Raw genomic sequence first — 23465 nt, forward strand, 5'->3', positions numbered from 1 at the left:
CCTACGTCGAGAACCCGACCGACGGCATCTTCATCTCCGAGGTCGGGCGGTTGGAGTCCTACGAGCTGATCTGGACGTCGCTGGTGACCAGCGCCTTGTCCTCGCAGGAGTCGGCCGACTTGCTGGCTACAGTCGCAGGGCAACTGTGACGAGAACGAGGAGGTGCGGGCCATGCACCCGGACCTGGATGGCGCGGTCTGGCGCAAGTCGAGCTACTCCGGTGGCAACGGCGGTGAGTGCGTCGAGCTGGCCTTCGCCGAGCACGTGATCGGCGTGCGTGACAGCAAGAACCCGAAGGTCGCCTTGGCGTTCGGACGCACCGAGATGGACCTGTTCCTGCGCAACCTGAGGCACGACCGGTTCGACGTTTGATGGTGATGGAGCGGCCCTCGGAGCATCAGCGCTTAGGGCCGCTCCACGCTCTCGGTACCGGCCGCGCGAAGGGGCACCACGCTCCGTTCGATCTTGATGCCAACCTTCAGGAGCCTCCCGTGGACGCCGCCATCGCTGCCATCATCGCCTCTTCGATCACCGGTGTGGTCGCCCTCGGCTCGGCCGCCGCCTCCCCTTGGTTCACCGCGCGGCACTCGCGCAAGGCCAAACAACTGGAATTGAAGCAAGAGGTTTATGCAGAAGCCCTGGAGGCCCTCATCGCGGTAGCGGCGATCAGCCACGTGGACGACCTACGCCGTGTGAACCTGCAAGTCACCAAGGCGCTGATTCGGATTCGCCTGTTCGGCAGCGATGAGGCTGGCGACAGCTTCTTGATCATCTCCAAGGAGATCGACTTCCTGCTGAGCCGGGCGCAGAGCGCCCGTCGGGCGGCTCAGGCATACCTGGCTAGGACGCGTCCAAACCTGGAGGCCGAAATGGCGAAGTTCCGCGACATTGCTCGCTTGGATCTTGAGACCGACGGAGTAGGGAGGCCCAGGCGGTCACGGATCCGGAGGCGGCTCGTCGCGGGCAGGCGGAAGGGTTCGTAGACGGAGCCACGCCCGCGACACGCCGAGAGCGTCGGGTAGTTTTCGGGCTGTATGGTCGGCTCGAACGACCGCGATGAAGATCCACAACAGGGTTCAATTCGCCCGGCTACCGGGCGTACAATGCTCGGCCCTGGACCGTATATCCCCAGGTCAGTACAACGCTCCAGTACCAGGCACCCCGAAGATGCCCGGCGAACCGATGCGCGTGCAGCCGTCGAAGGCCCGCAAGCCCGACTAGGCCCCCGCCCAGTTCCGGAACGCCCGCACGATCGCGGGCCCGTCCGTGCCGGGGCTGCCGAGCCGGAACAGCACGCGCGCGTCGTCCTTCTGCACCGCGCCGGGCAGCGTCAAAGCGAACGCGGTCTGCCGCTTGCTCGCGCTCACCACCGTCGACGCCCCGACCCACAGCGTCACGGCCCGCCGGTCCATCACCGTCAGCCGGATCGGTGCCCGCGCCGCCAGCGGTCCCACCTGGAACCCGAGCTGCCGCACCATGAGGTCGACCAGCGCGGGCGCCTCCGACCCCGGCTCGCGAGCCAGGTACTCCCGCAGCCGCCGGGCCACGTCGTCCCGCAGCATCGGCCCGTTCGACGTGTTCGGGTCGAACCGCACCACCGTCTCCGACCCGTCCTCGGCCCGGACGAGCGTGACCTCGGTGCACCCGGCGGGTAGTTCAACTCGGTAGGACGCCATGAGGGACGGTACTTCGAGCCCCTGAGCGCTCGCAGATTATGTGCAACGACCGGTCTACCCGGTTCGCGTATCCTCATCACCATGTCGAGGAGCTTCCGCACGTCCGGCCGGATGATGATGTCGTCCGGCCTCCTCCGCACGTCCTGACCCGCCGACGAGGAGGCCCCTGGGGCCGTCCTCGTGCAGCAGGGGCTGGGAAGGTAGCGATGAGCCGCTACTACGTGACGACGTCCATCCCGTACGTCAACGGGAAACCCCACATCGGGCACGCGCTGGAGCTCGTCCAGGTCGACGTGCTGGCCCGGCACCGGCGGCAGCGCGGTGACGAGGTGCGGGCGCAGACCGGGACCGACGACAACGCGCTGAAGAACGTCCACAGCGCCGAGGCGGAGGGGATCGGGCCCGCCGAGTACGTCGCGAGGGTGGCCGAGCGGTTCGCGGGGCTCGGCAAGGCCCTGGAGCTGGAGTTCGACGACTTCGTCCGCACGAGTTCCGACCCGCGGCACGCGCCCGGTGTGGTGAAGCTGTGGGAGGCGTGCGCCGAGGACTTCTACCGGCGCAGCTACACCGGGCTGTACTGCGTGGGCTGCGAGGTGTTCTACCGGCCGGACGAACTGGTCGACGGCAGGTGCCCCGAGCACGGGACCGTGCCGGAGGAGGTGACCGAGGACAACTGGTTCTTCCGGCTGAGCCGGTACCAGGACCGGCTGGAGCGGCTCGTCGAGGACGACGTGGTGCGCGTGGAACCGTTGTCGCGCAAGCGGGAGGTGCTGTCCTTCCTCCGGTCCGGGCTGGAGGACTTCAGCGTCAGCCGCAGCACGGACCGGGCCCGCGGCTGGGGCGTCCCGGTGCCCGGCGACCCCGGCCAGGTCGTGTACGTCTGGTTCGACGCGCTCGCGAACTACCTCACCGGCCCCGGCTACGGCACCGACGACGCCGGGTTCCGGCACTGGTGGGCCGACTGCCCCGAGCGGGTGCACGTGATCGGCAAGGGCATCATCCGGTTCCACGCGGTGTACTGGCTCGCGATGCTGCTGTCGGCGGGAATCGCTCTGCCGACGACGATCTTCGTCCACGAGTACCTGACAGCGGGCGGGCGCAAGATCAGCAAGTCCGAGGGGAACGCCGACGACCCGGCGGAGGTCGTGGATGGGCACGGTTCGGACGCGGTGCGGTGGTGGCTGCTCAGCGAGGTGGCGCGGGCCGGAGACACGGACTTCACCGCGGAACGCCTCGTCGCCCGCGCGAACGAGGACCTGGCGAACAACCTCGGCAACCTGGTCAACCGCACGGTGTCCATGATCGCGAAGTTCGGTCCCGCGGAGGGCGACGACCCCGGTGCCACGGCGTTGCGGGAAGCCCGTGCCGACGCGGCGGACACGATCGACCGGGCACTGGCGGGGTTCGACTTCCGCCGTGCGGTGGAGGCCGTGACGCGGATCGGCGACGAGGCCAACCGGTACGTCCAGGCCACGAAGCCGTGGGTGCTGGCGAAGCAGGGGAGCCCGGAGCTGCCGCGGGTCCTGGGCGAGCTGCTCGCGACCTGCCGGGACGTCGCCGAGCACCTCACGCCGTTCCTGCCGTCGGCCGCGGCCCGGATCGCGGCGCAGTGCGACGGGGCCCCGATCAGGCCGGTGTTCCCGAGACTGATCGAGGCCGAGGACGTCAGAACGTGATGACGACCTTGCCGCGCTTGTGCGAGGTGAAGAAGTCCTTCGCCGCCTGGGCGGACTCGGCGAACGGCGCCGTGCCGCCCACCGGCACGGTCAGGCGCCTGAAGGAGGTCCTGGCCGCTGACGACCTCCTCCTGCCCCAGTACGGCCTGCTCGTGACCCTCGACGACTTCGGCCCGACCTCCCAGCAGTGCCTCGCCGATCCGCTCGACATGGACAAGAGCCACCTCGTCGGCAAGATCGACAAGCTCGACAAGCTCGCGGAGCGCGGCCTGCTGGCCCGTGAGGCGGACCCGGTGGACCGGCGGCGGCACCGGATCGTGCTCACGGAGCAGGGGAAGGCACTGGTCGAGCGCATCCGGCCGATCGCCGAGAAGTCGCAGGGGGAAGCGCTTGCGGTGCTGTCGGAGGAGGAACGGGCAGTGCTCGAATCGCTACTGCTGCGCGTGCTGGATGCGCACGACGCGGAACGGGTGGGCGGTTAGCGGAGGTCGAGGCGCATGCCCACGCGGTGGTCGGCGTCGACGTCTCGGGCGACCAGTTCGACGACCGGGCGTTTGTGCTTCGCGGTGTACAGGGACAGGTCGAAGTTGTCCTTGTCCAAGCCGACCGGGTCGTACTTCGCTCGGGTGCCGACCGGCAAGGTGATCCGGTAGTCCAACTGGTCGAGGTCGCGGCTGAACAGGCAGACGAACTCGTCCAGCCTGTCGTGTCGCATCAGCGGAACGCACTTGCCAGGCCATTCGTACTCCAGGCGCAGCCTGATCTGGTCACCCAGCCCTGGCGGCTTCGAAACGCAGTGGGCGAGGATCTCCAGCCTGCCGTCCGGTTGCCAGCGGGAGGTCTCGCTCCACCGACCGCTCCCTGTTCCCATGATCTCCAAGCCCGTCATGCTCACGCGGACCTTTCGCCGTGTGCGTTCAGGCTGCGCCCAGTTGGGCCCCAGGCACACGCGGAGGAAGTGCAGCGCCTCCGCCTCCACACTGGCGTGGATCGTGACGCTGCCGAGGACGTCACCGTTCGGCGCGATGTCGACAGCCTCCGACCAGCGGTGGATGTGCCACGTCGGATTCATCCGACTGGTGACCACGTCGCAGTACCGCGAAAGCAGGAGGCGGTGTTCGTTCGCCTGGGCGCGGAGAGTCCTGTGGTGCGTGGTCAACATCAGCAGGACGCCGAGCAGGCACATGGTGGCGATGACCAGCGCGCCGGCCTTGATGGCGATCGTGCCGAAAATCGCGCTCAGGAGACTCGCGAAGGCGAGGACTCCCAGTACTCCCCTGATGAGTCCGCTGATGCCGGTTCTTTCCAGGTAGTCGTCCAGGAAGTCGATGAATCCTTGCAGCATCGGTACCTCCGCGGCGTGAGCAGTCATGGAACCGAGTTCATCGTGACGCTCAACGGAAAGATCATGTGGATGACATCGCGACCGGGTAATCCGATCGACCCGCCAGCCCGACGCCCTTAGGTTCCACGCGTGGTCTTCCCCCTCGCCGACACCGAGCCCTGCTCGACGCCATCGCCAAGGACGAGGTCCTGCTCCGGCCCGCCGTCCTGGCCCTCTGCGACCACCTGGGCCTGAACACCACCGTCGAACGCTTCCCCGACGGCTCCCTCCCGGTCTACGCCGCAGGTCACGACCACGTGCTCAAGCTCTTCCCCCAGGTCTACCTACCCGAGATGTCGGTCGAACGAGACGTGCTCAAGGCCGTCGACGGTCGCCTGCCGATCCCCACCCCCGCCGTCCTGGCGAGCGGCGAGTTCGGCGGCTGGGGGTACGTCCTCATGCGACGGCTCCACGGCGAGAGCCTCAGTGAAGTGTGGCCGCGGCTCAACCGGGAACAGCGCGGCCGGGTGGCAACGCGGGTCGGGGAGGCGTTGGCGGTGTTGCACGGGCTGCCGTCGCCGGAACTGGGGCCGGGTGACTGGCAGGCCTTCATCACCCGGCAAAAGGCCGGCTGTGTGGAGCGGCAGGCGGCGAGGGGGCTCGGGGAAAATTGGTTGAACCAAATTCCCGGTTTTGTGGATTCGGTGGATCTTGGCAGCCCTGATCCGGTCTTCCTCCACACCGAGGTGATGGGTGATCATTTGCTCGTCACCCCCGATCTGGAGTTGTCGGGGCTGTTCGACTTCGAACCGGCCATGAGGGGCGCCGCGGAGTACGAGTTCGTCGCCACGGGGTGTTCCTGACGCGCGGCGACCGCGAGGCGCACGGCGCCCTGCTGCGCGCTTACGGGTACCGGGAGGTCGACCGGGAACTGCCGCGCAGGTTGCTCGCGTACGCGCTGCTGCACGTCTACAGCAACCTGCCGTGGTACCTCCGCGAGATTCCACCCGGCGGGGTGAAAACGCTCGACAGCCTTGCTGACCTGTGGTTCGGCACGTCCGAGGTGTGAGCCAACCGGCTGGAAACGGTGGCGAATGGCCGCCAACGCAGGTTCGTCCTCGTACGATGGTGCGGACGGGTGGAGTGGTGGAACGGGAGGTCGCGATGACTCATGCCTATGTGGTGCGTTTCGTCGGCGGGCCTCTGGACGGCCGGGTGGATTCGCACGCCGAGCCGCAGGCCGAGCCGAAGCCGACGCTGACGCACGTACACCTGCACGGTGGACCGAAGATCGTGCACCACTACGACCTCCAGTACGCGGTCGAGTACGGGTGCGAGTACCGGTTGCGGGGCGCGGAGGAGGCCGAGGGCGAGTAGCCCTCGGCTTTCCGCCAAGACGCACAAACGAAACAAATCGTAGACAGCCGGACACATCGGGTTTACCGTATCGACAATGTGAGAGCGCTCTCACAGTGTGAGTCCCTGTTGCTCCGCTGGAGGTCCCCTGTGCGTTCGACCCGACCACGCCTGGCGGCGTTCGCCGCCGCATTGGCCGCGGCCACCGCGATCACCCTGATACTCCCCCCGGCCGCCAACGCGGTCGCGGTCGGAGCAGGCAGCTACGCCACCGAGCGGCCCGCCGGTGCCGCCGGACCGTCCAACTCCGACGGCGCGCCGGTGACCCCGAAGGTCACCTCGCGCATGGCGGGCCAGGCCGTGCCCACCAACGAGTGGTGGTCCTCGCTGGTGTGGCAGCGCTACGCGGGCAACCCGTACGGCGAGAACCTGTACGCCCACCCGATGTCGTTCCACGCCGCGGCCCAGGGCCTCGGCGTCGGCTACCCGAACACCGCGGCGGTCGTGTCCAACGGCACCGCCTACGAGATGCTGCACCGCGACGACCTGTTCGTCGGCGTCTCCGGGCTCAACGCGCCCGGCGTCTCGGTCGACGGCTGGTCCGACTGGACGGTCAGTCCGCTGTGGACCGCCGGTGGCCGCACCCTGCGCACCACCATCGGCCACGGCCTGCCGTTCGTCTACGCCGAGGCGACCGGCGGCAACGCCCGCGTCGGCTTCAACGCCACCGCCACGGTGTGGAGCAACAACCCCGGCGTCCTCGGGGTGACCGTCAACGGCCACGAGTACGCCCTGTTCTCGCCGTCGAACTGGACCGTCTCCGGCTCCGAGGCCACGTCGGCCGCCGCCTACTTCTCCGTGGCGCTGCTGCCGTCCCGCGACGCGCTGGCCCTGTTCCAGAAGTACGCCTTCTCGTTCGTCACGGACACCAAGGTGTCCTGGTCCTACAACGCGGGCACCGCGCAGTCGTCGGCGACCTACGCGGCGACCACGGTCGCCAAGCAGGGCACGCAGACCGGCACGCTCCAGGCGCTCTACCGCCACCAGTGGCTGAACTCCACCGACGCGGTCACCGCCCACCGCTACACCTCGCCGCGCGGTGAGATGCGGCTGCGCGAGGGCGGCTCGTTCACCACGCGCCAGGCGTTCAGCGGCGTCCTGCCCGCTCTGCCCCTGTCGTCGCAGGCCGACACCACCAGGCTGCGCAACGAGATCGACGCCGAGCTGAACGCCGCCGACCCGTGGAAGGGCGCGACGGACACCTACTGGACGGGCAAGGCGCTCAACCGGCTGTCGAACCTGGCCCGCATCGCGAACCAGATCGGCTACACGGCGGGCCGCGACCGGCTCATCGGCATGGTCCGCGACCGGCTGACCGACTGGCTGACCGCGACCCCCGGTGAGTCGGGCAGGCACTTCGCCTACGACTCGACGTGGGACACGCTGATCGGCTACCCGGCGTCGTTCGGGTCCGACCAGGAGCTGAACGACCACCACTTCCACTACGGCTACTACATCCTGGCCGCGGCGATCGTGGCGCAGCACGACCCGGCGTGGGCGTCGGACGCCCGCTACGGCGGCATGATCAAGATGCTGGTCAAGGACGCCAACAACTACGACCGCTCCGAGAGCCGCTTCCCGTTCCTGCGCACGTTCGACGCGTACGCGGGGCAGAACTGGGCGTCGGGCCACGCTGGCTTCGCGCACGGCAACAACGAGGAGTCCTCCTCGGAGTCGATGATGTTCGCCACCGCCGCCGTCCTGTTCGGCCAGGCGACCGGTGACAACACCCTGCGCGACGCGGGCATCTACCTCTACACGACCCAGCAGGCCGCGATCGGCCAGTACTGGTTCAACAAGGACAACGCGGTCTTCCCGAGCGGCTTCAACCACGGCACGGTCGGCATCGTCTGGGGTGCGGGCGCCACGTACGGCACGTGGTGGACGGCGAACCCGGAGGAGATCCACGGCATCAACATGCTGCCGATCACCGGCGGCTCGCTCTACCACGGCGCGTGGAAGGCCGACATCCTCCAGAACATCGCCGAGATGCGGGCGGCCAACGGCGGGACCGAGGTGGAGTGGAAGGACGTCATCACCGAGTTCCTCGCCATCGCGGACCCGGCGCAGGCGCTGGCCAACTACGGCGGCGGTCTCGAACCGGAGGCCGGTGACTCCAGGGCGCACGCCTACCACTGGATCACGTCGCTGAACACCCACGGCACGCCCGACCACTCGGTCACCGCCAGCGTCCCGACGTACGCGGTGCTGAACAAGAACGGCGCGAAGACCTACGTGGCCTACAACCCCGGCACGACCGCGGCCACGGTGAGCTTCTCCGACGGGCAGTCCCTGTCGGTGCCCGCGTCCTCGACCGCGTGGCGCGGTCCGGCGGGCAGCGGCACCGACTCCGGTGGCGGTGGTGTCGTCCCGACGACCACCACGACGACGACCACCACGACCACCACGACGACGACCACGACCAACCCGCCCGGCAGCCGCAACGCGTTCGCGACCATCCAGGCGGAGTCGTTCGACGGGCAGAGCGGCGTGCTCACCGAGACCACGACCGACAGCGGGGCGGGGCAGAACCTGGCCGGGCTCGGCAACGGCAACTGGGCGCTGTTCCGGGGGGTCGACTTCGGCTCCGCCACCGGGCGGCAGTTCAGCGCACGGGTCGCGAGCGGCGCCGCGGGCGGCGTGAGCGGCCTGGTGGAGGTCCGCGTCGGCAGTCCCACCGGCACCGTGCTCGGCTCGTTCGCCGTCGCCAACACCGGCGGCTGGCAGAGCTGGCGCACCGTGCCCGCGAACATGTCGCCGCTGACCGGCAAGCAGGACGTGTACCTGACCTTCACGAGCGGGCAGCCCGCTGACTTCGTCAACGTCAACTGGTTCTCGTTCGGGCAGTGATCCGCCGCCGCCTCACCGGTTGAGGAGGTAAGCACGACATGCGCAGGAGGTTACGAGGACTGATCGGGGTCACGGCCACGACGATCGCCATCGCGGCGATCGGAGTGGTCGTGACCTACCAGCCCGCGGGAGCGGGACCGAACCACGGCAGCCACCCCGGTGCCGTCGACCAGCAGCAGGCGCGGGCCATCGAGGGCCAGATCGGGATCGCGGGTGCCTCGGAGTTCCGGGTGACCTGCGGCAGCAGCCACCGAGCGGGCGACGACCCGATCGTCTTCCCCGGCCAGTCAGGCGTCTCGCACGTCCACGAGTTCTTCGGCAACCGGTCGACGAACGCGAACTCCACCACCACGTCGCTCAAGGCGGCGACGACGAACTGCAACCCCGCCGCCGACCTGTCGGCGTACTGGGTGCCCACGCTGTACAAGAACGGCCAACCGGTCGCGCCCGAGAGCGTGACCGTGTACTACCAGGGCATCCACGACATGGCGCAGGCCAAGGCGCCGCCGCAGGGCCTGCGGTACGTGGTGGGCAACAGCAAGGCGGCCAGTCCCGCGGAGAACCCGTCCGCGCGCTGGTCGTGCACCACGCAGAGCCCGTCGAGCGGCAACTTCATGAACTGCCCGGCGGGCACCAAACTGGAGACCTACCTGGACTTCCCGACCTGCTGGGACGGCCGGAACCTGGACTCCGCCAACCACCGCGACCACGTCGTGTTCTGGGCCGGAAGCTGCCCGAGCACCCACCCGGTCGTGCTGCCCCGGCTCGAACTGCTGATCACCTACCCGGTGAACGGCGGTGGCCTCTCGCTCGGCGGGACGGTCAACGGGGTCAACACGACGAACGCCCCCGGCTACACGTTCCACGGCGACTTCATGAACGCCTGGGACCCGAACGAGCTCCAGCGCCGGATGACCAACTGCATCAACCCCGGCCGCAAGTGCGGCAACGACGGCAACCCCGCCTAGCGGGAACCGGTGGCGGCCGGTGGGTGCGCGCTCACCCACCGGCCCGCGTCGGGTCCGCCGTCACGGCCGTCCCGCGACGCGGGCGACGACGGGCAGGTGGTCGGAGGCGGTGGTGTCGGGCACCCGCACGTCCAGCACCCGGTAGCCGCGGCTCACGGCCACGTGGTCGAGCCGCTCGGTCGGTGCTCCCGCGGGGTAGGTCGCGGTGCCGCCCGCGTCCACCAGGCGCTCCCACAGCGGTCGCAGTTCCGGCGCGTCCGGCCCGGCGTTCAGGTCGCCCAGCAGGACCTGCCGCGGTCCGCGCATGATCGCCAGCATCTCCCGCACCTGCGTCGCCCTGATCGACGGGTCCGGCCGGAAGTCCAGGTGCGTCACGTACACGCCGACCGGCCCGCCCGGCGCGTCGACGACGGCTTCCGCGAACCCCGGCGCGGGAGCGGGCACCGCCTCGGGGTCCTGTGTGGACAGCCTGGTGATGGGGTGGTTGTGCGTCCGCAGGATCGGGTACCGGCTCAGCACCGCCACGCCGAACTGCCGCCGCGGCTCGCCGGGCAGGTCGTAGACCGGCGCGAAGAAGACCGCCATGCCGAGCGACCGGGCCAGTTCGGCGGCCTCGTCGACGAACCCGCTGCGCTCCGACCAGTGCACGTCGACCTCCTGGAGGCCGACCACGTCGGGCCGCTGCGCCCGGATCGCCTCGGCGACCCTCGGCAGGTCGAACACCCCGTCGGACCCGATGCCCGCGTGGACGTTGAACGTCATCACGGACAGCTCGGTCCGGGGAGCCGCGGCCGACGTGGCGGAGGCTGCGGTCAGGACGGCGGTCAGCACCAGCGCGACTATGCCCATGGCCACGATGCTGCCACTGCGGGCAGGATTCCGGGCATGGAACGCGAACCGATAGTCCAGGTGGGGCTCGTCGTGGCGGCCGTGGCCGTGTCGGCCATCGGGCCCAAGAGCCACGGCACGTGGGCGCTGGAGGTCGCGCCCGTCCTCATCGCGCTGCCGGTCCTGGTGCTCACCCACCGCGGGTTCCCCCTGACGCGGCTCACCCGCTGGCTGATCGTCGGCCACGCGCTCGTGCTGGCGCTCGGCGCCCACCACACCTACGCCGAGGTGCCGGTCGGGTTCCGCGTCCGCGACCTGTTCGAGCTCCAGCGCAACCCCTACGACCGGTTCGCCCACGTGGTCCAGGGCTTCGTGCCCGCCGTCGTCGTCCGCGAACTCCTGCTGCGCCGGACGCCGCTGCGCCCCGGCCGCTGGCTGTTCGCGCTCGTGACCGCGACCTGCCTCGGCGTGAGCGCGGCGTACGAGCTGGTCGAGTGGGCGGGAGCCGTCATCGGGGGCGAATCGGCCGAGGACTTCCTTGGCACGCAAGGGGATGTGTGGGACAGCCAGTGGGACATGCTCCTTGCCCTCCTGGGGGCGCTGGGCGCACAGTTGGCGCTCGGGCGCGTGCACGACCGGCAGCTGTCGCGGATGCCGATGTCAAAACTGTCGGTGCCGTAAGGCAGTCTGCACCCGGACGAGAATTTCAAGATCGTTTTTGGAGGGGCAGATGGCAGAGAGCTCGTTGTCACCGCAGGACGTCGACCACCTGCGCGCGGAGCTCGCCGAGGGGCGCCAGCCCGCTGTCTGGTTCACCTCGGCCGCGGTCGGGGTGGAGGCCGGGCGATCGGCGAAGGTGATCGCGTTCACCGAGCCCGAGGAGGGCGACTTCATCCAGGTGCGTCCGACGGGGGAGCGCGACGAGATCTCCTTCTCCCCGGCGGAGCTCACCACCGAGAAGCCCCCGCGCAAGAAGGCACCGGCGGCGAAGCCTCCGGTGAAGGAGCCGGAACCGCCGAAGCCCGTGGAGATCGGCCACGTCTACACCCCCGCCCCGCCCGCTCCGGTGGAGAAGCCGAAACCGGCGGCGGCACCGGCTCGCGCCGCGTCGTCCGCCCGCAAGCAGGCGAAGCCCGCCGAGGTCACCATCACGCTCACGTCGACCGTCGACGGTGAGTGGGCGGCCGAGGTGCTGGTCGGTGTCAAGCGCACGCTCAGGCAGGCGGCTCTGGCACCGAGCGCGGTGGCGCAGGCCGCGAAGCTGCTGCACCCGGAGGTCGCGTCAGCGGTCGACGCGGTGCTGAACGCGGCCCGCGAAACCCACCTGGCCCGCGTGGAACAGCTGCGCGCCGAACTGGAAGCCGCCCAGAAGGCGCTCGACGAGCTGTCGGGGTGAGCGGACGGCTGATCGGTGAACACGTACTGCGACGTACCAGTGATTAACCAGCCGCGATCGGGTGAGGGGACTTCCCCTCCCCGGCGGTAGGGCGGACGGTGAGGGCGAAATACCTTCGGTGCTGGAGGTCCGCTCGATCACGGGGAGGCCATGATGGCGGTAGAGAGCACGACGGTGGAACAGGTCCAGCTCGGTGGCTGCAACTGCTGCGGCGGATGCACCGGTCCAGGTTGCGGATGTTGTTCGAGCTGTTGACCTGACAGGACAGCGGCCCCGGTCTCCACGACCGGGGCCGCTGCCGCGTCGGGCCCAGAAAACTGTCGGACCCCTTGGGTAGGTTGAGGTTCGGGGGGCGCTCACGACCGGGCGACCCTCGCGTGCGCTCGCTCTTCGGCCCGTGATGGCGGTGGTGCGAGGGCTGTCGCGGGTCTGCGGGGCGGCTGCCCTGCGGGCGGGCGGTCGCCTGCGTGTGGGTGATTTCGTGGGGCGGTTGCCTGCGGGCAGGTGGTTCTTTGGCGGTTGCCTGCGGTGGGTTCTGTGGGGCGGGTGCCCGCGGGCGGTGGGGTGCGGTCGGGTGTGCGAGGCGGCGAGGGGCGGCCCGCCGCGTGACGCGCTGCGGTGGGCCGCTGTGTGCGGCGACCGTGAGCGAGACCTGTGGTGGGAGTGCGGGCGGTGGGCCGGTGAAACGGCCGTCCGACCGGCACCCCGCGGCCACGGCGGCCGTTTTTCCTTCCGCCGCAAGGAGAATAGTGCGGCCCCGGTGGAATCCTCGAACGGTGACTACCGGTGAGCGGCCATCCTCACGCCACCCGTCTGCCGGACCGGACTAGACCAGACCAGACCAGACCGGCCCGGCCCGGAACGGACCAGACCGGCCCGGCCTGGCCTGGCCCGGCCTGGCCTGGACCAGACCGGCTCGGCCGTGCGTCACGGCGGGCAGACGGTCCCGTTCGCGGGCACCTTCGCGTTGACCAGGAAGGCGACCGCCGCCGCCGTCGCGCACTCCGACTGGCCGAGCGCTCCGTGGCCGCCGCCCTGCCAGCCGATGAGCACGCCCGCGGGCAGTGCGCCGACGGCGCGCTCGGTGCCCTGCTGAGGCGTCACCGGGTCGTTGGCGGTGCTCAGCACGAGGATCGGTGGTGAGCCGACCAGCGCGGGCACCTTGACCGGCGGCGGGACCGGGAAGGAGGCGCACAGCAGCAGACGGTGCGCGTACATCGCCCCGAACAGCGGGTGCTTCTCGCGCCAGTCCTGCGTCAGCACGGTCACCCGGTCCGGGGGGATGCGGGTCGCGCTGTCGTTGCAGCCCGTCACGAGGGCGGCGTCGAGCCTCGGCGGGTTCTCGTCGACGTCGGCGACCAGCGGTTCGACGAGCGCGGTCAGGCCCGCGCTGTCGCCCGCCTTGGCGGCGGCGAGGGCGTCGGCGAGCGCGGGCCAGCGCCCGCGGTCGGCGAGCCCGACCAGGACGGCCTGGAGCGCGGTGCCGGGGGTGAGCGAGATGCCGAGCGACCGGCCGGGGCTGGTGCGGAGCTGCTCCAGCAGCGCGGTGAGCTCGGCCTTGGCGTTCGCGCCCAGCGGGCAGCCGCGGATCGCGCAGTCCTTCGCGAACGCGTCGAACGTGGCCTCGGCGGCCACGGACTCGGCCTCCGAGGCGCCGATGGTGTCGAGGGTGGGGTCGGGCGCGCCGTCGAAGACCATGCGGCCGATGCGGGTCGGGAAGCGGCTCGCGTAGAGGGTGAGCACCTTGGAGCCGTCGCCAACGCCGATCGCGTTCAGCGTGCTGGTGCCGAGCAGGTCGCGCAGCTTCTCCAGGTCGGCGGCGGCGCGCCACGAGTCCATCGCGGTCAGCCGGTTCTCCAGGTCGAGCACGCACTCCTGGCTGGCGGTGGTGATGGCGGTCCGCAGTTCGGTGTGGTCGGTCTTGGCCGGGTCGAACTCGACGATGTCGAGCCGGGCGGAGGAGGGGACGCACTGGACGCCGTCGGACTTGCCGGTGCCGCGCCGGTCGACGCCGATGAGCGTGAACGTGCTCAGCACCTCGGGCGGCAGGGACGCGCCGAGCCTGGCGGCCTTGAGCGTGCCGGGTTCGCCGTCGGCGTCGCTGACGACGACGAGCGGGGTCTTGCCGGTGCCGACCTTGAGGACGGCGACGCTGATGCTGCCGCGCCCCGGCCTGCTCGGGGCGTCGAGCACGGACGGCATCCGCGCGCACTGGTAGGTGTTCGAGGACCGGGGTGCCGTGCTGCCGAGCCGGAGGACCGTGGAGTCGGTGCACTCCTGCCAGTTGAGGGTGCCGTCCTTGCCCTCCTCCAGCTCCGGGACGGGCTGCGGGCCGGACGGCGCGGACGCGCTCGTCGGGCCGCTGTCGCCGAGCACGGCGATCACCGGTCGGATGGAGGGGCCCGCGCTGCACGCGCTCAGTGCGGTCATCACCACGAGCGGAAGCAAAAGGGCGGCGTGGCGCCGACGCGGCACTGTGGTTCCTCGCTCTCGACAGGCGGTGACGAAGGCCGGACAGGGCAGAGGGTCGCACGGGCCAGGTGAGACTTCGGTGAGCGCAGCGTTCCCGACCACCGGGCGGGGGAATTCGCGAATCCACTTCGGACAGGCAGGATGGTCGGGTGGTGAGGGCGCAGGCAGGACCGACGTCGGGGCAGCCGCTGGGAGGGTCGGGACCGTTCTCGGCGGCGGTGCGGGTGCTGGGAGCGGTCCCACCGCCCGCGCTGGTGATGCTGTCGATCATCAGCATCCAGGTCGGCGCCGCCATCGCGAAGCAGCTCTTCACGATCGCGGGCCCGTCGGGCACGGTGACGCTGCGGCTGGTGTTCGCCGCCGCCGTGCTCGTGCTGGTCTGGCGGCCGTCGCCGCGGATCACCCGCCGGATGCTGGCCACCGTCGTCTCCTACGGCGTGGTGCTCGGGGCGATGAACGTGGCCTTCTACCTCGCGATCGAACGGATCCCGCTCGGCGCGGCCGTGACGATCGAGTTCCTCGGCCCGCTGGGGGTCGCGGTGGTCGGGTCGCGGCGGTGGGTCGACGGGCTGTGGGCGCTGCTGGCCGCGGGCGGCGTGCTGCTGCTGACCCGCGCCGACGGCGGCCTCGAACTGACCGGTGTGCTGTTCGCGCTGCTCGCGGGCCTGTGCTGGGCGGGGTACATCCTGCTGACGGCCGCGCTGGGCAGCCAGTCCTCCGACGGGCAGGGGCTCGCGCTGGCGATGGTGTGCGGCGGGCTGGTCGTGCTGCCGTTCGGCATCGCCGACGCGGGCACGTCGCTGTTCCACCCGATCGTGCTGATCTCCGGTCTCGGCGTGGCGCTGCTGTCGTCGGTGGTGCCGTACTCGCTGGAGCTGGAGGCGCTGCGCACGATCCCGCCGAGCGTGTTCGGCATCCTGATGAGCCTGGAACCCGCGATGGCCGCCCTCACCGGTCTGGTGGTGCTCGGCGAGGCGCTCCACCCGGTCCAGTGGGTGGCCGTGTGCCTGGTGGTGCTCGCCTCCGTCGGCGCCACCCGCACCGCTAGGCGGGTTTGACCTCGCCGCGCAGCACCGACTCCACGTCGTAGCGCGCGGGCTGTTCGAGCTGGTCGTAGCGGCACGAGTCGGCCTCGCGGTCCGGCCGCCACCGGGTGAACTGGCCGTTGTGCCGCAGCCGCGCCGGGTGGGCGCCCTCGGTCTGCGTGTAGGAGATCTCCAGCACGCGCTCGGGCCGCAGCGCGACCCACGACGCGTGCTGGCCGCGCCACCGGTTGATCGCGCCGGGCAGCCTGCGGCCGTCCTCGGCGTCCGGCCCGAGCCACGGGTGGTCGGCCTCGGTGATCAGGTCGCGCAGCTCCTCGGCCAGCTCCCGGCGGCGCTCGGCCCTGAACGACCCGACCACGCCGACGTGGTGCAGCACACCCGCGTCGTCGTGCAGGCCGAGCAGCAGCGACCCGACGGCCGTGCCGGGGTCGGTGTCCTTGTGCCAGCGCAGCCCGGCGACCACGCAGTCGGCCGAACGGGCGTGCTTGACCTTGATCATCGAACGCTTGCCCGGCGTGTACTCCGAGGTCGCGGGCTTGCCGATCACGCCGTCCAGTCCGGCGCCCTCGAACAGCTCGAACCACTGCGCCGCCAGCTCCACGTCCGTGGTCGCCGGGGTCAGGTAGAGCCCGTCACCCGGTGTGAGCAGCCCCAGCAGCGCCTCCCGGCGGTCGACGCACGGCCGTTCCAGCAGCACGTCGTCACCGAGCGCGAGCAGGTCGAACGCCACGTAGGCCGCGGGTGTCGACTCGGACAGCAGCGCGACCCGGCTGGCCGCCGGGTGGATGCGCTCGGCGAGCGCGTCGAAGTCGAGCCGGTCGCCCTTCGCGACCACCAGTTCGCCGTCGAGCACGACCCGCTCGGGCAGCGTTCGCCCCAGCGCCTCGACGACCTCGGGGAAGTACCTGTTCAGGGGCTTCCCGCTGCGCGACTGGAGGGTCACCTCGTCGCCGTCGCGGAAGACCAGGCAGCGGAAGCCGTCCCACTTCGGCTCGAACAGCAGGTCCTTGCCGGTCGGGATCTCGTCCACGGCGGTCGCGAGCATGGGCTGCAACGGCGGGGTCAGCGGTAGCGGCACCGGGCCATCCTGCCTCTTCGGGCTGGTCAGCGCACGCGCCGGTACCGCAGCAGCAGCGCGGACCCGTGGTGGAGGGCCGAGACGAGGGTCATGTCCCGCGGCGGCACCGCCGGTCCGTGCGCGATCCGACCAGCCCCGCCGCCCACGAGCTTCGGCGCGATCGTGACGCACAGCTCGTCCACCAGGTCCGCGGCGATCAGCGACCCGAACAGCGCAGGACCGCCCTCGCAGTCCACCCGGCGCAGCCCGCGCTCGTCCAGCGCGCGCAGCGCCGCCACCAGGTCCACCTCGGTCCCGCCCGCCACGACGACGTCCGCGCCCGCCGCGACCAGCGCTTCCCGGCGTTCGGCCGAGGCGGACGACGTGGTCAGGACGATCAGCGGCACCGAGGTGTCGGTCACCAGCGGGGAGTCGGGGTCGATCGAGGCGCGGGCGCTCACCACGGCGATCGGCGGGACCGGGGCCCGGCCGAGCCTGGCCCGGCGCTCGGCGCGCACCTCTCCCGCCCGGACGCCCCGGTAGCCCTCGGCCTTGGCGGTGCCCGCGCCGACCAGCACCACGTCGGCCAGGTCGCGGCCGAGCATGAACACCTTCTTGTCCGCCGGGTTGCCGAGCGCGGCGGACCGTCCGTCCACCGCGACCGCGCCGTCCACACTGGACACGAAGTTCACCTGCACCCACGGGCGGTCCAGGTCGGAGGGGTAGTCGTAGGCCCGCTCCAGGTCGGCGTCGGTGATCTCGCCGTCGTGCGGGGGCAGGAGGGTGCGCATGGAGTTCATCCCAACACACCCTGGGGTCGCGGCCGTCCTCCGCGGATACCCTGTGCCGCATGTCCGCTCCGCGCCTGGCCGACCGAGATCCCCGGATCGAAGCGGACGAGCTGGTGAACTCCCTGGTCCCGCCGCCCCGGTTCGACGACGTGCGGTTCGACACCTACGTGCCCAACCCGGACGAGCCCAGCCAGGCGGCGGCCGTGACGGCGTGCGCGGCGTTCGCGAAGCGCGTCGGCGGCGACTCCGGCGGCGGCTGGCTCGGGTCGCTGTTCGGTCGCAGGGCGGCGCCGGAGGGGAAGCTCGGGCTGTACCTCGACGGCGGGTTCGGCGTCGGCAAGACCCACCTGCTGGCCTCGCTCTGGCACGCCGTTCCGGGGCCGAAGGCGTACGGCACGTTCGTCGAGCTGACCAACCTGGTCGGCGTGCTCGGGTTCGGCGAGGCCGTGCGGCGGCTGTCCGAGCACCGGCTGCTGGCGATCGACGAGTTCGAGCTGGACGACCCCGGCGACACGACGCTGGTCAGCAGGATGATCAAGGAGCTGACGGGGGCGGGCGTGTTCGTCGCGGCCACCTCCAACACGCTGCCGGACAAGCTCGGCGAGGGCCGGTTCGCCGCCCAGGACTTCCTGCGCGAGATCCGGGCCATGTCGGCGCGGTTCGACGTCGTGCGCGTCGACGGCCCCGACTACCGGCACCGCGGCCTGCCGGACGCGCCCGACCCGATGACCGACGACGAGCTGGCCGCCAGCGCGGAGGCCACCCCCGGCGCGACGCTGGACGACTTCGACGCCCTGTGCGCCCGGCTGGCCCGGATCCACCCGTCGCGCTACGGCAGGCTGGTCGACGGGGTGGCGGCGGTGCACCTGCGCGGCGTGCGCCCGGCGGCCGACCAGTCCGTCGCGTTGCGCCTGGTGGCGCTGGGTGACCGGCTCTACGACCGGGACGTCCCGGTGGCCGTCTCGGGGCGTCCGCTGTCGGAGCTGTTCACCGACGAGATGCTGCGCGGCGGCTACCGGAAGAAGTACCTGAGGGCCGTGTCCAGGCTCGTCGCGCTTTCCCGGAGGTAGTTCGGGTTGAAACCCCGGAATCGGGGTACTCCGACCCTGCCTGGAGCATGTGGAGGAGTCCCGATGCTGAGTGAATCCGAGCGCCGGTCGCTGGCCGAGATCGAGCACCAGTTCCGCCTCGACGACCCCCTGTTGGACGGACGGCTGGCGACGGGACGGGCCGGTCCCAAGCCGACCACCGTGCTGGCGGTCCTCTTCGCGGCCATCGGCACGTTCCTCCTGGCGATGGGGGTGCTCGGTGCCGCGATCGGCTGCTTCGGCATGGTGTCGGTCGTGCTGCTCCTGCGCGGGACCACGTGGCGCTGAGCGGCGGATGAGCACCGTGCCGTGACGCCCGGCACCGCGTTCCTCCTCCACCGCTAGGGGACCAGCGTCACCCGCGCCGTCACGGTGCTCCGGCACACGATGGTGTCGACGTTCTCCCACCGCGTCACCACACCCGCCCTCGGCGGCCACGGGTCGTTGACCTGCAACGCGGCGAAGCTCGCGCCGATCAGCAGCAGCGAACTCGTCCGCGTGTACCCGGCCACGACCCGCGAGTGGCCGGGGATGAAGCTGATCACCGGCCGGTTCGCGCGGATCTCCGAACGGCACTCCGCGAACGTCGGCGTGGTCGACAGCGCCGCCGACAGCGACTTGCCGGTCAGGTTCTCCAGCGCCACCACGACGTCGAAGTCCCTGCTCGGCGGCAGCCCCACCGGGTGCTCCTCCGTGCCCAGGCCCAGCTCGTCGGCGAGCCGCTCCTGGTCGTAGCGGTAGCGGTAGAAGTCCAGGATCATCTGGGTGCTCGCCGCCGCGCTCCACCGGTTCGTCTCCTGCCCGACCAGGCCGAGGCAGCTCGACTGGTCGGCGAAGCTGTGCGAGTAGTGCAGCTCCAGCGCGTCCACGCGGGGGCGCAGCACCTGCTCGACGATCTTGCGGTCGAACCGGCGCACGACCGGCTCGTCCACGTGCAGCACGTTCGCCAGGTGGGTCAGGGCCTCGATCCGCTGCTGGTAGCGCTCCTCGCGCACGAGTCTCGTCTCGGCGTCCTGCTCGTCCAGGAACGACCAGCGCTCGAACTCGCCGGGCGGCTCGCCCAGGTCCTCGCGCACCTCGGGCACCTCCTCCCACGTGTGCAGCTCGCGCAGCGCGACCTCGACGCCGTCGAGCAGGAACCGGACGGCCAGCTTGGGGAAGCTGTAGGCCACGAACTGCAGCTCGTCGTGCTCGACGTCGAGGCTCCTGGCCTCGCCGAGGAGCATCTCCGGCTCCCACGCGGCCTCCGGGGCGACCGCCACCAGCGGCGCTCCGAGCCTCGGGTGGGCGGCGACGTCGACGTACCCGCGCCCGGTGGTCGACCCGATCCGCCACAGGAGCAGCTCGCCGTTCACGTCGTGCACCGGCGTCGGCGAGCGGTCGAGCCGCGAGCCGTCCGGCAGGGCGGGCAACGCGCCCAGCGTCACCAGCACACCGAGCTGCGCCGCCACCAGCCGAGCCGACTCGATGCTGGTCATCGAGCTCCTTCCCTGAGATGCACCTCTGTGTTCGGAGGCGCGACGAGCCACCGTGATACACCAAATGATTTGGTCTTGTGGCACCCATCAGACGACGATGACCCACTGTGGGTTTCCTCGATGCGAATGGACTTGCCTTCCGTCTCGCCGACGGACGCGAGCTGTTTCGCGATGTGTCGTTCAAGGTCGGTGCCGGGTCGGTGGTGGCGCTGGTCGGCGCCAACGGCGTCGGCAAGACCACGTTGCTGCGGATCCTGTCGGGTGAGCTGACCCCGGCGGCGGGCAGCGTGCGGGTGCAGGGCGGGCTCGGGGTGATGCCCCAGTTCGTCGGTTCGGTGCGCGACGACAGCAGCGTCCGCGACCTGCTGCTCGCCGTCGCCCCACCGGGTCTGCGCAAGGCGGCCGTCGAGCTGGACCGCGCCGAGCTGGCGCTGATGGAGACCGACGACGAGCCGACCCAGATGAAGTACGCGAACGCCATCACCGCCTGGGGCGAGGAGGGCGGCTACGACGTCGAGGTCCTGTGGGACACGGTGACGGTCGCCGCGCTCGGCGTCCCGTACGACCGGGCCCGGTTCCGCGACGTGAAGACCCTGTCCGGCGGCGAGCAGAAGCGGCTCGTGCTGGAGGCGCTGCTGCGCGGCCAGGAGCAGGTGCTGCTGCTCGACGAGCCGGACAACTACCTCGACGTGCCCGGCAAGCGGTGGCTGGAGCAGCGGCTGTCCGAGACGGACAAGGGCGTGCTGCTGGTCAGCCACGACCGGGAGCTGCTGTCGATCGCCGCCACGCAGGTCGTGACGGTCGAGGCGCACAGCGCGTGGACGCACGCGGGCTCGTTCGGCACCTGGCACGAGGCCAGGACCACGCGGATCGACCGGCTCAAGGAGCTGCACAAGCGCTGGAACGAGGAGCACGACCGGCTCAAGGAGCTGGTGCGGACCCTCCAGATCCAGGCGACGATCTCCGAGGTCATGGCGGCCAAGTACCGGGTGATGTCGGCGAAGCTGAAGAAGTACGAGGAGGCCGGGCCCCCGCCGGAGCTGCCGACCGACGAGAAGGTGACCCCGCGACTGCGGGGCGGTCGGACGGCCGTGCGTGCGGTGACGTGCGAGAACCTCGAACTCACCGGGTTGATGAAGCCGTTCGACGCGGAGATCTTCTTCGGCGACCGGGTGGCGGTGCTGGGGTCGAACGGGTCGGGCAAGAGCCACTTCCTGCGGCTGCTCGGCGGCGGCGACGTGGCGCACACCGGCGTCTGCAAGACCGGGTCGCGGGTGCTGCCGGGGCTGTTCGCGCAGACCCACCAGCACCCCGAGTGGGTCGGCAGGACGCTGGTCGACATCCTCTGGCACGGCGAGGGCTCGCGGACCGGCAAGGACCGCGGCGCGGCCATGGCGATCCTGACCCGCTACGGGCTCGGGCAGAGCGGCGACCAGCGGTTCGAGTCGCTGTCCGGTGGCCAGCAGGCCCGGTTCCAGGTGCTGCTGCTGGAACTGGCGGGCTCGACGCTGCTGCTGCTCGACGAGCCGACGGACAACCTCGACCTGAACTCGGCCGAGGCCCTGCAACGGGCGTTGGAGGAGTTCACCGGGACCGTCGTCGCGGTGACGCACGACCGCTGGTTCGCGCGCTCGTTCGACCGGTTCCTGCTGTTCCGGTCCGACGGCGTGGTGTCCGAGGTGTCCGAGCCCGTCTGGGACGAGGCGCGGGTGCGGCGGGCCCGCTGATCAGGCAGGCAGGGCCCTGGTCCACGAGTCGGTGATCCACTCCCGGAACTGCTCGGGGGTCCAGCCGCGCTCGTGGACCAGGAGCACGTGGTCGCGCTGTCCGGCCGGGACCGCGTGGTCCCGGCCGGACAGCGACGTCTCCACCAGCTCCCGCGGCAGCACCGGCTTGCGGCCCACCGAGCTGTGGACCGTGTCGACCGAGACCCCGGCGAGCGCGGCGATGTCGCCCACCGCCGCACTCGGGTAGCCGCGGGCCACGAACAGCTCCCGCGCGGCGGCCAGTCGTGCACGCCACGGGCTCGCTGCTGGGTGGGCCGACCAGGGCGTCCGCCCGTTCGCCCTGGTCGGGGTGGCCGCCGGTTCAGTCGACGACCGCGATGGCCTCGACCTCCACCAGCATGTCGGGCTCGGCCAGCGCGGCGACGCCGATGCCGGTGAGCGGCGCGCCCGGCGTGGTGCCCAGCTTCGCGGCGGCCCTGGAGATGCCCTCCACGGCCAGCGCCATCTTGTCCGGGGTCCAGTCGACGAGGTAGACGGTCAGCTTCGCCACGTCGTCGAAGGTGGCGCCCGCCGCGGCCAGCGCCGTGCCCACGTTGAGGTAGCACTGCTCGACCTGGGCCGCGAGGTCGCCCTCGCCGACCCTGCCGCCGTCGGCGTCGCGGGCGACCTGGCCCGCGATGAACACCAGCTTCGACCCGGTGGCGACCGACACCTGCCGGTACAGGTCGACCTTCGGCAGTCCTTCGGGGTTCACCAGGGTGATGGCCATGCTGTCTCCTCATCGTGGGAGTCCCGTGGATCCGGGACCCCGTAAACATAGCAGTGCAATGCTATGTAATCTCAGCACATGGTCAGGCCCAAGGATCCGGCGGTCCGCACCCGACTGCTCGAACGGGCCGCGCACATGCTCCGCACCCGCGAACCGATCACCCTGCGGTCGCTGGTCGCCGGGACGGGCGTGTCGACGATGGCCGTCTACACCCACTTCGACGGCATGGACGGCATGTGGAGGGCGCTGCGGCAGGAGGGCTTCACCCGGCTGGCGGCCAGGTTCGCGCTGGTGGAGCCGTCCTCGGACGCCGTGCTGGACCTGACCGCGCTGGTGGCCGCCTACCTCGCGAACGCGCTGGACCACCCCGACCTGTACCGGGTCATGTTCGACGCGGACTTCGACCTCGAAGACCTCGGCGCGGCGGACGCGACCCTGGAGCACATGGTCCAGGCCGTCGTCCGGGGCAGGGCGGCCGAGCGCTTCCGCGCCGACGTCGTCCCGCTCGACCTGGCCACCCAGAGCTGGGTCGTCGGCCACGGGCTGGTGTCGCTGGTCGCGACCGGTCCGCTGCCCAGGGAGGCGCTCGACCACGGTCCCGTCCTGCTGACCGCGCTGTTCACCGGCGCGGGCGACCGGCCGGACCGGTGCCGCGCCTCGGTGGAGCGGGGCTGGCGGGTCGGGTAGGGCGCGTCAGGCCCAGGAGCGCATCGTGCCGACCCGCACCGGCTGGTGGTCCAGCTCCCGGGTGGCGAACCACGCCGTGCCCAGCGCCGGGGGGCGAGCACACGACCACGTCCGGCCGCTGGGCGACGGGCACCGCGGCGAGCCACCGACCGACGGCGCGGGCCTGCTCCTCGCCGCGCGGCGGCAGCCGCACGTCCGCGTCCCGCTCGGGGACGT

Annotated in this window: 25 protein-coding genes; 16 read left to right on the plus strand and 9 right to left on the minus strand. The window is 71.0% G+C overall.

Annotation, left to right across the window (positions count from 1 at the left end; genetic code table 11):
- Positions 1 to 171: 171 nt before the first annotated feature.
- Positions 172 to 372, plus strand: coding sequence for a DUF397 domain-containing protein (locus VFZ92_RS09315; RefSeq protein ID WP_330875424.1), 201 nt, complete (start codon positions 172 to 174; stop codon positions 370 to 372).
- A gap of 119 nt (positions 373 to 491) precedes the next feature.
- Complete coding sequence (locus VFZ92_RS09320) at positions 492 to 983, plus strand: hypothetical protein (RefSeq protein WP_330875425.1); 492 nt, start codon at positions 492 to 494, stop codon at positions 981 to 983.
- 234 nt (positions 984 to 1217) lie between these two features.
- Here the strand turns inward: VFZ92_RS09320 and VFZ92_RS09325 are convergent, their stop codons facing one another.
- On the minus strand, positions 1218 to 1676 hold the full coding sequence (locus VFZ92_RS09325) for a hypothetical protein (RefSeq protein ID WP_330875426.1): 459 nt from the start codon (positions 1674 to 1676) through the stop codon (positions 1218 to 1220).
- A gap of 206 nt (positions 1677 to 1882) precedes the next feature.
- On the opposite strand from VFZ92_RS09325, the gene metG reads away from it, so the two are divergent.
- Positions 1883 to 3352 carry a methionine--tRNA ligase gene (gene metG, locus VFZ92_RS09330; RefSeq protein ID WP_330875427.1) on the plus strand — a complete coding sequence of 490 codons (1470 nt, stop codon included), beginning with the start codon at positions 1883 to 1885 and terminating at the stop codon, positions 3350 to 3352.
- Positions 3352 to 3834: a MarR family transcriptional regulator gene (locus tag VFZ92_RS09335; protein ID WP_330875428.1), complete on the plus strand. Its 483-nt coding sequence runs from the start codon at positions 3352 to 3354 to the stop codon at positions 3832 to 3834. The genes metG and VFZ92_RS09335 overlap by 1 nt, the downstream gene beginning before the upstream one ends.
- Here the strand turns inward: VFZ92_RS09335 and VFZ92_RS09340 are convergent.
- The gene (locus tag VFZ92_RS09340) at positions 3831 to 4697 is read right to left on the minus strand and encodes a hypothetical protein (RefSeq protein ID WP_330875429.1); all 867 of its coding nucleotides are present in this window, start codon (positions 4695 to 4697) and stop codon (positions 3831 to 3833) included. The two genes, VFZ92_RS09335 and VFZ92_RS09340, sit on opposite strands and share 4 nt — an antisense overlap.
- A 296-nt stretch (positions 4698 to 4993) precedes the next feature.
- On the opposite strand from VFZ92_RS09340, the gene VFZ92_RS09345 reads away from it, so the two are divergent.
- The 5 genes from VFZ92_RS09345 (at position 4994) to VFZ92_RS09365 (ending at position 9910) form a co-directional block, all read left to right on the plus strand.
- Positions 4994 to 5539 carry an aminoglycoside 3'-phosphotransferase/choline kinase family protein gene (locus VFZ92_RS09345; protein ID WP_330875430.1) on the plus strand — a complete coding sequence of 182 codons (546 nt, stop codon included), beginning with the start codon at positions 4994 to 4996 and terminating at the stop codon, positions 5537 to 5539.
- Positions 5530 to 5745: a hypothetical protein gene (locus VFZ92_RS09350; protein WP_330875431.1), complete on the plus strand. Its 216-nt coding sequence runs from the start codon at positions 5530 to 5532 to the stop codon at positions 5743 to 5745. The genes VFZ92_RS09345 and VFZ92_RS09350 overlap by 10 nt, the downstream gene beginning before the upstream one ends.
- 95 nt (positions 5746 to 5840) lie before the next feature.
- Positions 5841 to 6053, plus strand: coding sequence for a hypothetical protein (locus VFZ92_RS09355; protein ID WP_330875432.1), 213 nt, complete (start codon positions 5841 to 5843; stop codon positions 6051 to 6053).
- A 129-nt stretch (positions 6054 to 6182) separates the two neighbouring features.
- Positions 6183 to 8942 (plus strand): glycosyl hydrolase, encoded by a 2760-nt coding sequence (locus tag VFZ92_RS09360; protein WP_330875433.1) that lies wholly within the window; start codon positions 6183 to 6185, stop codon positions 8940 to 8942.
- A 38-nt stretch (positions 8943 to 8980) separates the two neighbouring features.
- Positions 8981 to 9910 carry a DUF1996 domain-containing protein gene (locus VFZ92_RS09365; protein WP_330875434.1) on the plus strand — a complete coding sequence of 310 codons (930 nt, stop codon included), beginning with the start codon at positions 8981 to 8983 and terminating at the stop codon, positions 9908 to 9910.
- 60 nt (positions 9911 to 9970) lie between these two features.
- Here VFZ92_RS09365 and VFZ92_RS09370 read toward each other — a convergent pair whose 3' ends face one another.
- Positions 9971 to 10759, minus strand: a complete 789-nt coding sequence (locus tag VFZ92_RS09370) for an endonuclease/exonuclease/phosphatase family protein (RefSeq protein ID WP_330875435.1) — start codon at positions 10757 to 10759, stop codon at positions 9971 to 9973.
- 36 nt (positions 10760 to 10795) lie between these two features.
- Between VFZ92_RS09370 and VFZ92_RS09375 the strand changes: the two genes are divergently transcribed.
- On the plus strand, positions 10796 to 11419 hold the full coding sequence (locus VFZ92_RS09375; protein ID WP_330875436.1) for a DUF2238 domain-containing protein: 624 nt from the start codon (positions 10796 to 10798) through the stop codon (positions 11417 to 11419).
- Between the two features lie 49 nt (positions 11420 to 11468).
- A complete protein-coding gene (locus tag VFZ92_RS09380; RefSeq protein ID WP_330875437.1) occupies positions 11469 to 12134 on the plus strand; it encodes a DUF6319 family protein in 666 nt (221 codons plus the stop codon).
- Positions 12135 to 13061: 927 nt separating this feature from the next.
- Here the strand turns inward: VFZ92_RS09380 and VFZ92_RS09385 are convergent.
- Positions 13062 to 14564, minus strand: coding sequence for an alpha/beta hydrolase (locus VFZ92_RS09385; RefSeq protein WP_330875438.1), 1503 nt, complete (start codon positions 14562 to 14564; stop codon positions 13062 to 13064).
- A gap of 191 nt (positions 14565 to 14755) precedes the next feature.
- Between VFZ92_RS09385 and VFZ92_RS09390 the strand changes: the two genes are divergently transcribed.
- Entirely contained in the window at positions 14756 to 15664 is a 909-nt protein-coding gene (locus VFZ92_RS09390; RefSeq protein WP_414719848.1) for an EamA family transporter, read from the plus strand.
- On the opposite strand, the gene VFZ92_RS09395 is transcribed toward VFZ92_RS09390, so the two are convergent.
- Both VFZ92_RS09395 and VFZ92_RS09400 read right to left on the minus strand, forming a co-directional pair.
- On the minus strand, positions 15651 to 16730 hold the full coding sequence (locus VFZ92_RS09395) for an ATP-dependent DNA ligase (RefSeq protein WP_330875440.1): 1080 nt from the start codon (positions 16728 to 16730) through the stop codon (positions 15651 to 15653). The two genes, VFZ92_RS09390 and VFZ92_RS09395, sit on opposite strands and share 14 nt — an antisense overlap.
- Before the next feature lie 26 nt (positions 16731 to 16756).
- Positions 16757 to 17500, minus strand: coding sequence for a pyrimidine reductase family protein (locus tag VFZ92_RS09400; RefSeq protein ID WP_414719850.1), 744 nt, complete (start codon positions 17498 to 17500; stop codon positions 16757 to 16759).
- A 59-nt stretch (positions 17501 to 17559) separates the two neighbouring features.
- Here VFZ92_RS09400 and zapE point away from each other — a divergent pair, with 59 nt between their 5' ends.
- Positions 17560 to 18570 carry a cell division protein ZapE gene (zapE, locus tag VFZ92_RS09405; RefSeq protein WP_330875442.1) on the plus strand — a complete coding sequence of 337 codons (1011 nt, stop codon included), beginning with the start codon at positions 17560 to 17562 and terminating at the stop codon, positions 18568 to 18570.
- A gap of 63 nt (positions 18571 to 18633) precedes the next feature.
- Positions 18634 to 18876, plus strand: a complete 243-nt coding sequence (locus VFZ92_RS09410; protein WP_330875443.1) for a DUF3040 domain-containing protein — start codon at positions 18634 to 18636, stop codon at positions 18874 to 18876.
- 53 nt (positions 18877 to 18929) lie between these two features.
- Here VFZ92_RS09410 and VFZ92_RS09415 read toward each other — a convergent pair whose 3' ends face one another.
- Entirely contained in the window at positions 18930 to 20066 is a 1137-nt protein-coding gene (locus VFZ92_RS09415) for a C39 family peptidase (RefSeq protein WP_330875444.1), read from the minus strand.
- A 107-nt stretch (positions 20067 to 20173) separates the two neighbouring features.
- Here VFZ92_RS09415 and VFZ92_RS09420 point away from each other — a divergent pair, with 107 nt between their 5' ends.
- Positions 20174 to 21793, plus strand: a complete 1620-nt coding sequence (locus VFZ92_RS09420) for an ABC-F family ATP-binding cassette domain-containing protein (protein ID WP_330875445.1) — start codon at positions 20174 to 20176, stop codon at positions 21791 to 21793.
- On the opposite strand, the gene VFZ92_RS09425 is transcribed toward VFZ92_RS09420, so the two are convergent.
- Positions 21794 to 22075 carry a TetR family transcriptional regulator gene (locus tag VFZ92_RS09425; RefSeq protein ID WP_330875494.1) on the minus strand — a complete coding sequence of 94 codons (282 nt, stop codon included), beginning with the start codon at positions 22073 to 22075 and terminating at the stop codon, positions 21794 to 21796. It lies immediately after the preceding gene.
- A gap of 79 nt (positions 22076 to 22154) precedes the next feature.
- Positions 22155 to 22562, minus strand: a complete 408-nt coding sequence (locus tag VFZ92_RS09430) for a RidA family protein (RefSeq protein ID WP_330875446.1) — start codon at positions 22560 to 22562, stop codon at positions 22155 to 22157.
- Between the two features lie 78 nt (positions 22563 to 22640).
- On the opposite strand from VFZ92_RS09430, the gene VFZ92_RS09435 reads away from it, so the two are divergent.
- Positions 22641 to 23249 carry a TetR/AcrR family transcriptional regulator gene (locus VFZ92_RS09435; RefSeq protein WP_330875447.1) on the plus strand — a complete coding sequence of 203 codons (609 nt, stop codon included), beginning with the start codon at positions 22641 to 22643 and terminating at the stop codon, positions 23247 to 23249.
- Positions 23250 to 23465: the final 216 nt, after the last annotated feature.

The organism is Umezawaea sp., from assembly GCF_036375055.1.
GTDB lineage: Bacteria > Actinomycetota > Actinomycetes > Mycobacteriales > Pseudonocardiaceae > Umezawaea.

Bases quoted from the DNA above. Each gene is read 5' to 3' on its own strand.
- VFZ92_RS09315 (WP_330875424.1), top strand. From the start codon at position 172: ATGCACCCGGACCTGGATGGCGCGGTCTGGCGCAAGTCGAGCTACTCC.
- VFZ92_RS09325 (WP_330875426.1), bottom strand. From the start codon at position 1,676: ATGGCGTCCTACCGAGTTGAACTACCCGCCGGGTGCACCGAGGTCACG.
- metG (WP_330875427.1), top strand. From the start codon at position 1,883: ATGAGCCGCTACTACGTGACGACGTCCATCCCGTACGTCAACGGGAAA.
- VFZ92_RS09335 (WP_330875428.1), top strand. From the start codon at position 3,352: ATGACGACCTTGCCGCGCTTGTGCGAGGTGAAGAAGTCCTTCGCCGCC.
- VFZ92_RS09340 (WP_330875429.1), bottom strand. From the start codon at position 4,697: ATGCTGCAAGGATTCATCGACTTCCTGGACGACTACCTGGAAAGAACC.
- VFZ92_RS09355 (WP_330875432.1), top strand. From the start codon at position 5,841: ATGACTCATGCCTATGTGGTGCGTTTCGTCGGCGGGCCTCTGGACGGC.
- VFZ92_RS09365 (WP_330875434.1), top strand. From the start codon at position 8,981: ATGCGCAGGAGGTTACGAGGACTGATCGGGGTCACGGCCACGACGATC.
- VFZ92_RS09370 (WP_330875435.1), bottom strand. From the start codon at position 10,759: ATGGGCATAGTCGCGCTGGTGCTGACCGCCGTCCTGACCGCAGCCTCC.
- VFZ92_RS09375 (WP_330875436.1), top strand. From the start codon at position 10,796: ATGGAACGCGAACCGATAGTCCAGGTGGGGCTCGTCGTGGCGGCCGTG.
- VFZ92_RS09380 (WP_330875437.1), top strand. From the start codon at position 11,469: ATGGCAGAGAGCTCGTTGTCACCGCAGGACGTCGACCACCTGCGCGCG.
- VFZ92_RS09385 (WP_330875438.1), bottom strand. From the start codon at position 14,564: ATGACCGCACTGAGCGCGTGCAGCGCGGGCCCCTCCATCCGACCGGTG.
- VFZ92_RS09400 (WP_414719850.1), bottom strand. From the start codon at position 17,500: ATGCGCACCCTCCTGCCCCCGCACGACGGCGAGATCACCGACGCCGAC.
- zapE (WP_330875442.1), top strand. From the start codon at position 17,560: ATGTCCGCTCCGCGCCTGGCCGACCGAGATCCCCGGATCGAAGCGGAC.
- VFZ92_RS09410 (WP_330875443.1), top strand. From the start codon at position 18,634: ATGCTGAGTGAATCCGAGCGCCGGTCGCTGGCCGAGATCGAGCACCAG.
- VFZ92_RS09415 (WP_330875444.1), bottom strand. From the start codon at position 20,066: ATGACCAGCATCGAGTCGGCTCGGCTGGTGGCGGCGCAGCTCGGTGTG.
- VFZ92_RS09430 (WP_330875446.1), bottom strand. From the start codon at position 22,562: ATGGCCATCACCCTGGTGAACCCCGAAGGACTGCCGAAGGTCGACCTG.
- VFZ92_RS09435 (WP_330875447.1), top strand. From the start codon at position 22,641: ATGGTCAGGCCCAAGGATCCGGCGGTCCGCACCCGACTGCTCGAACGG.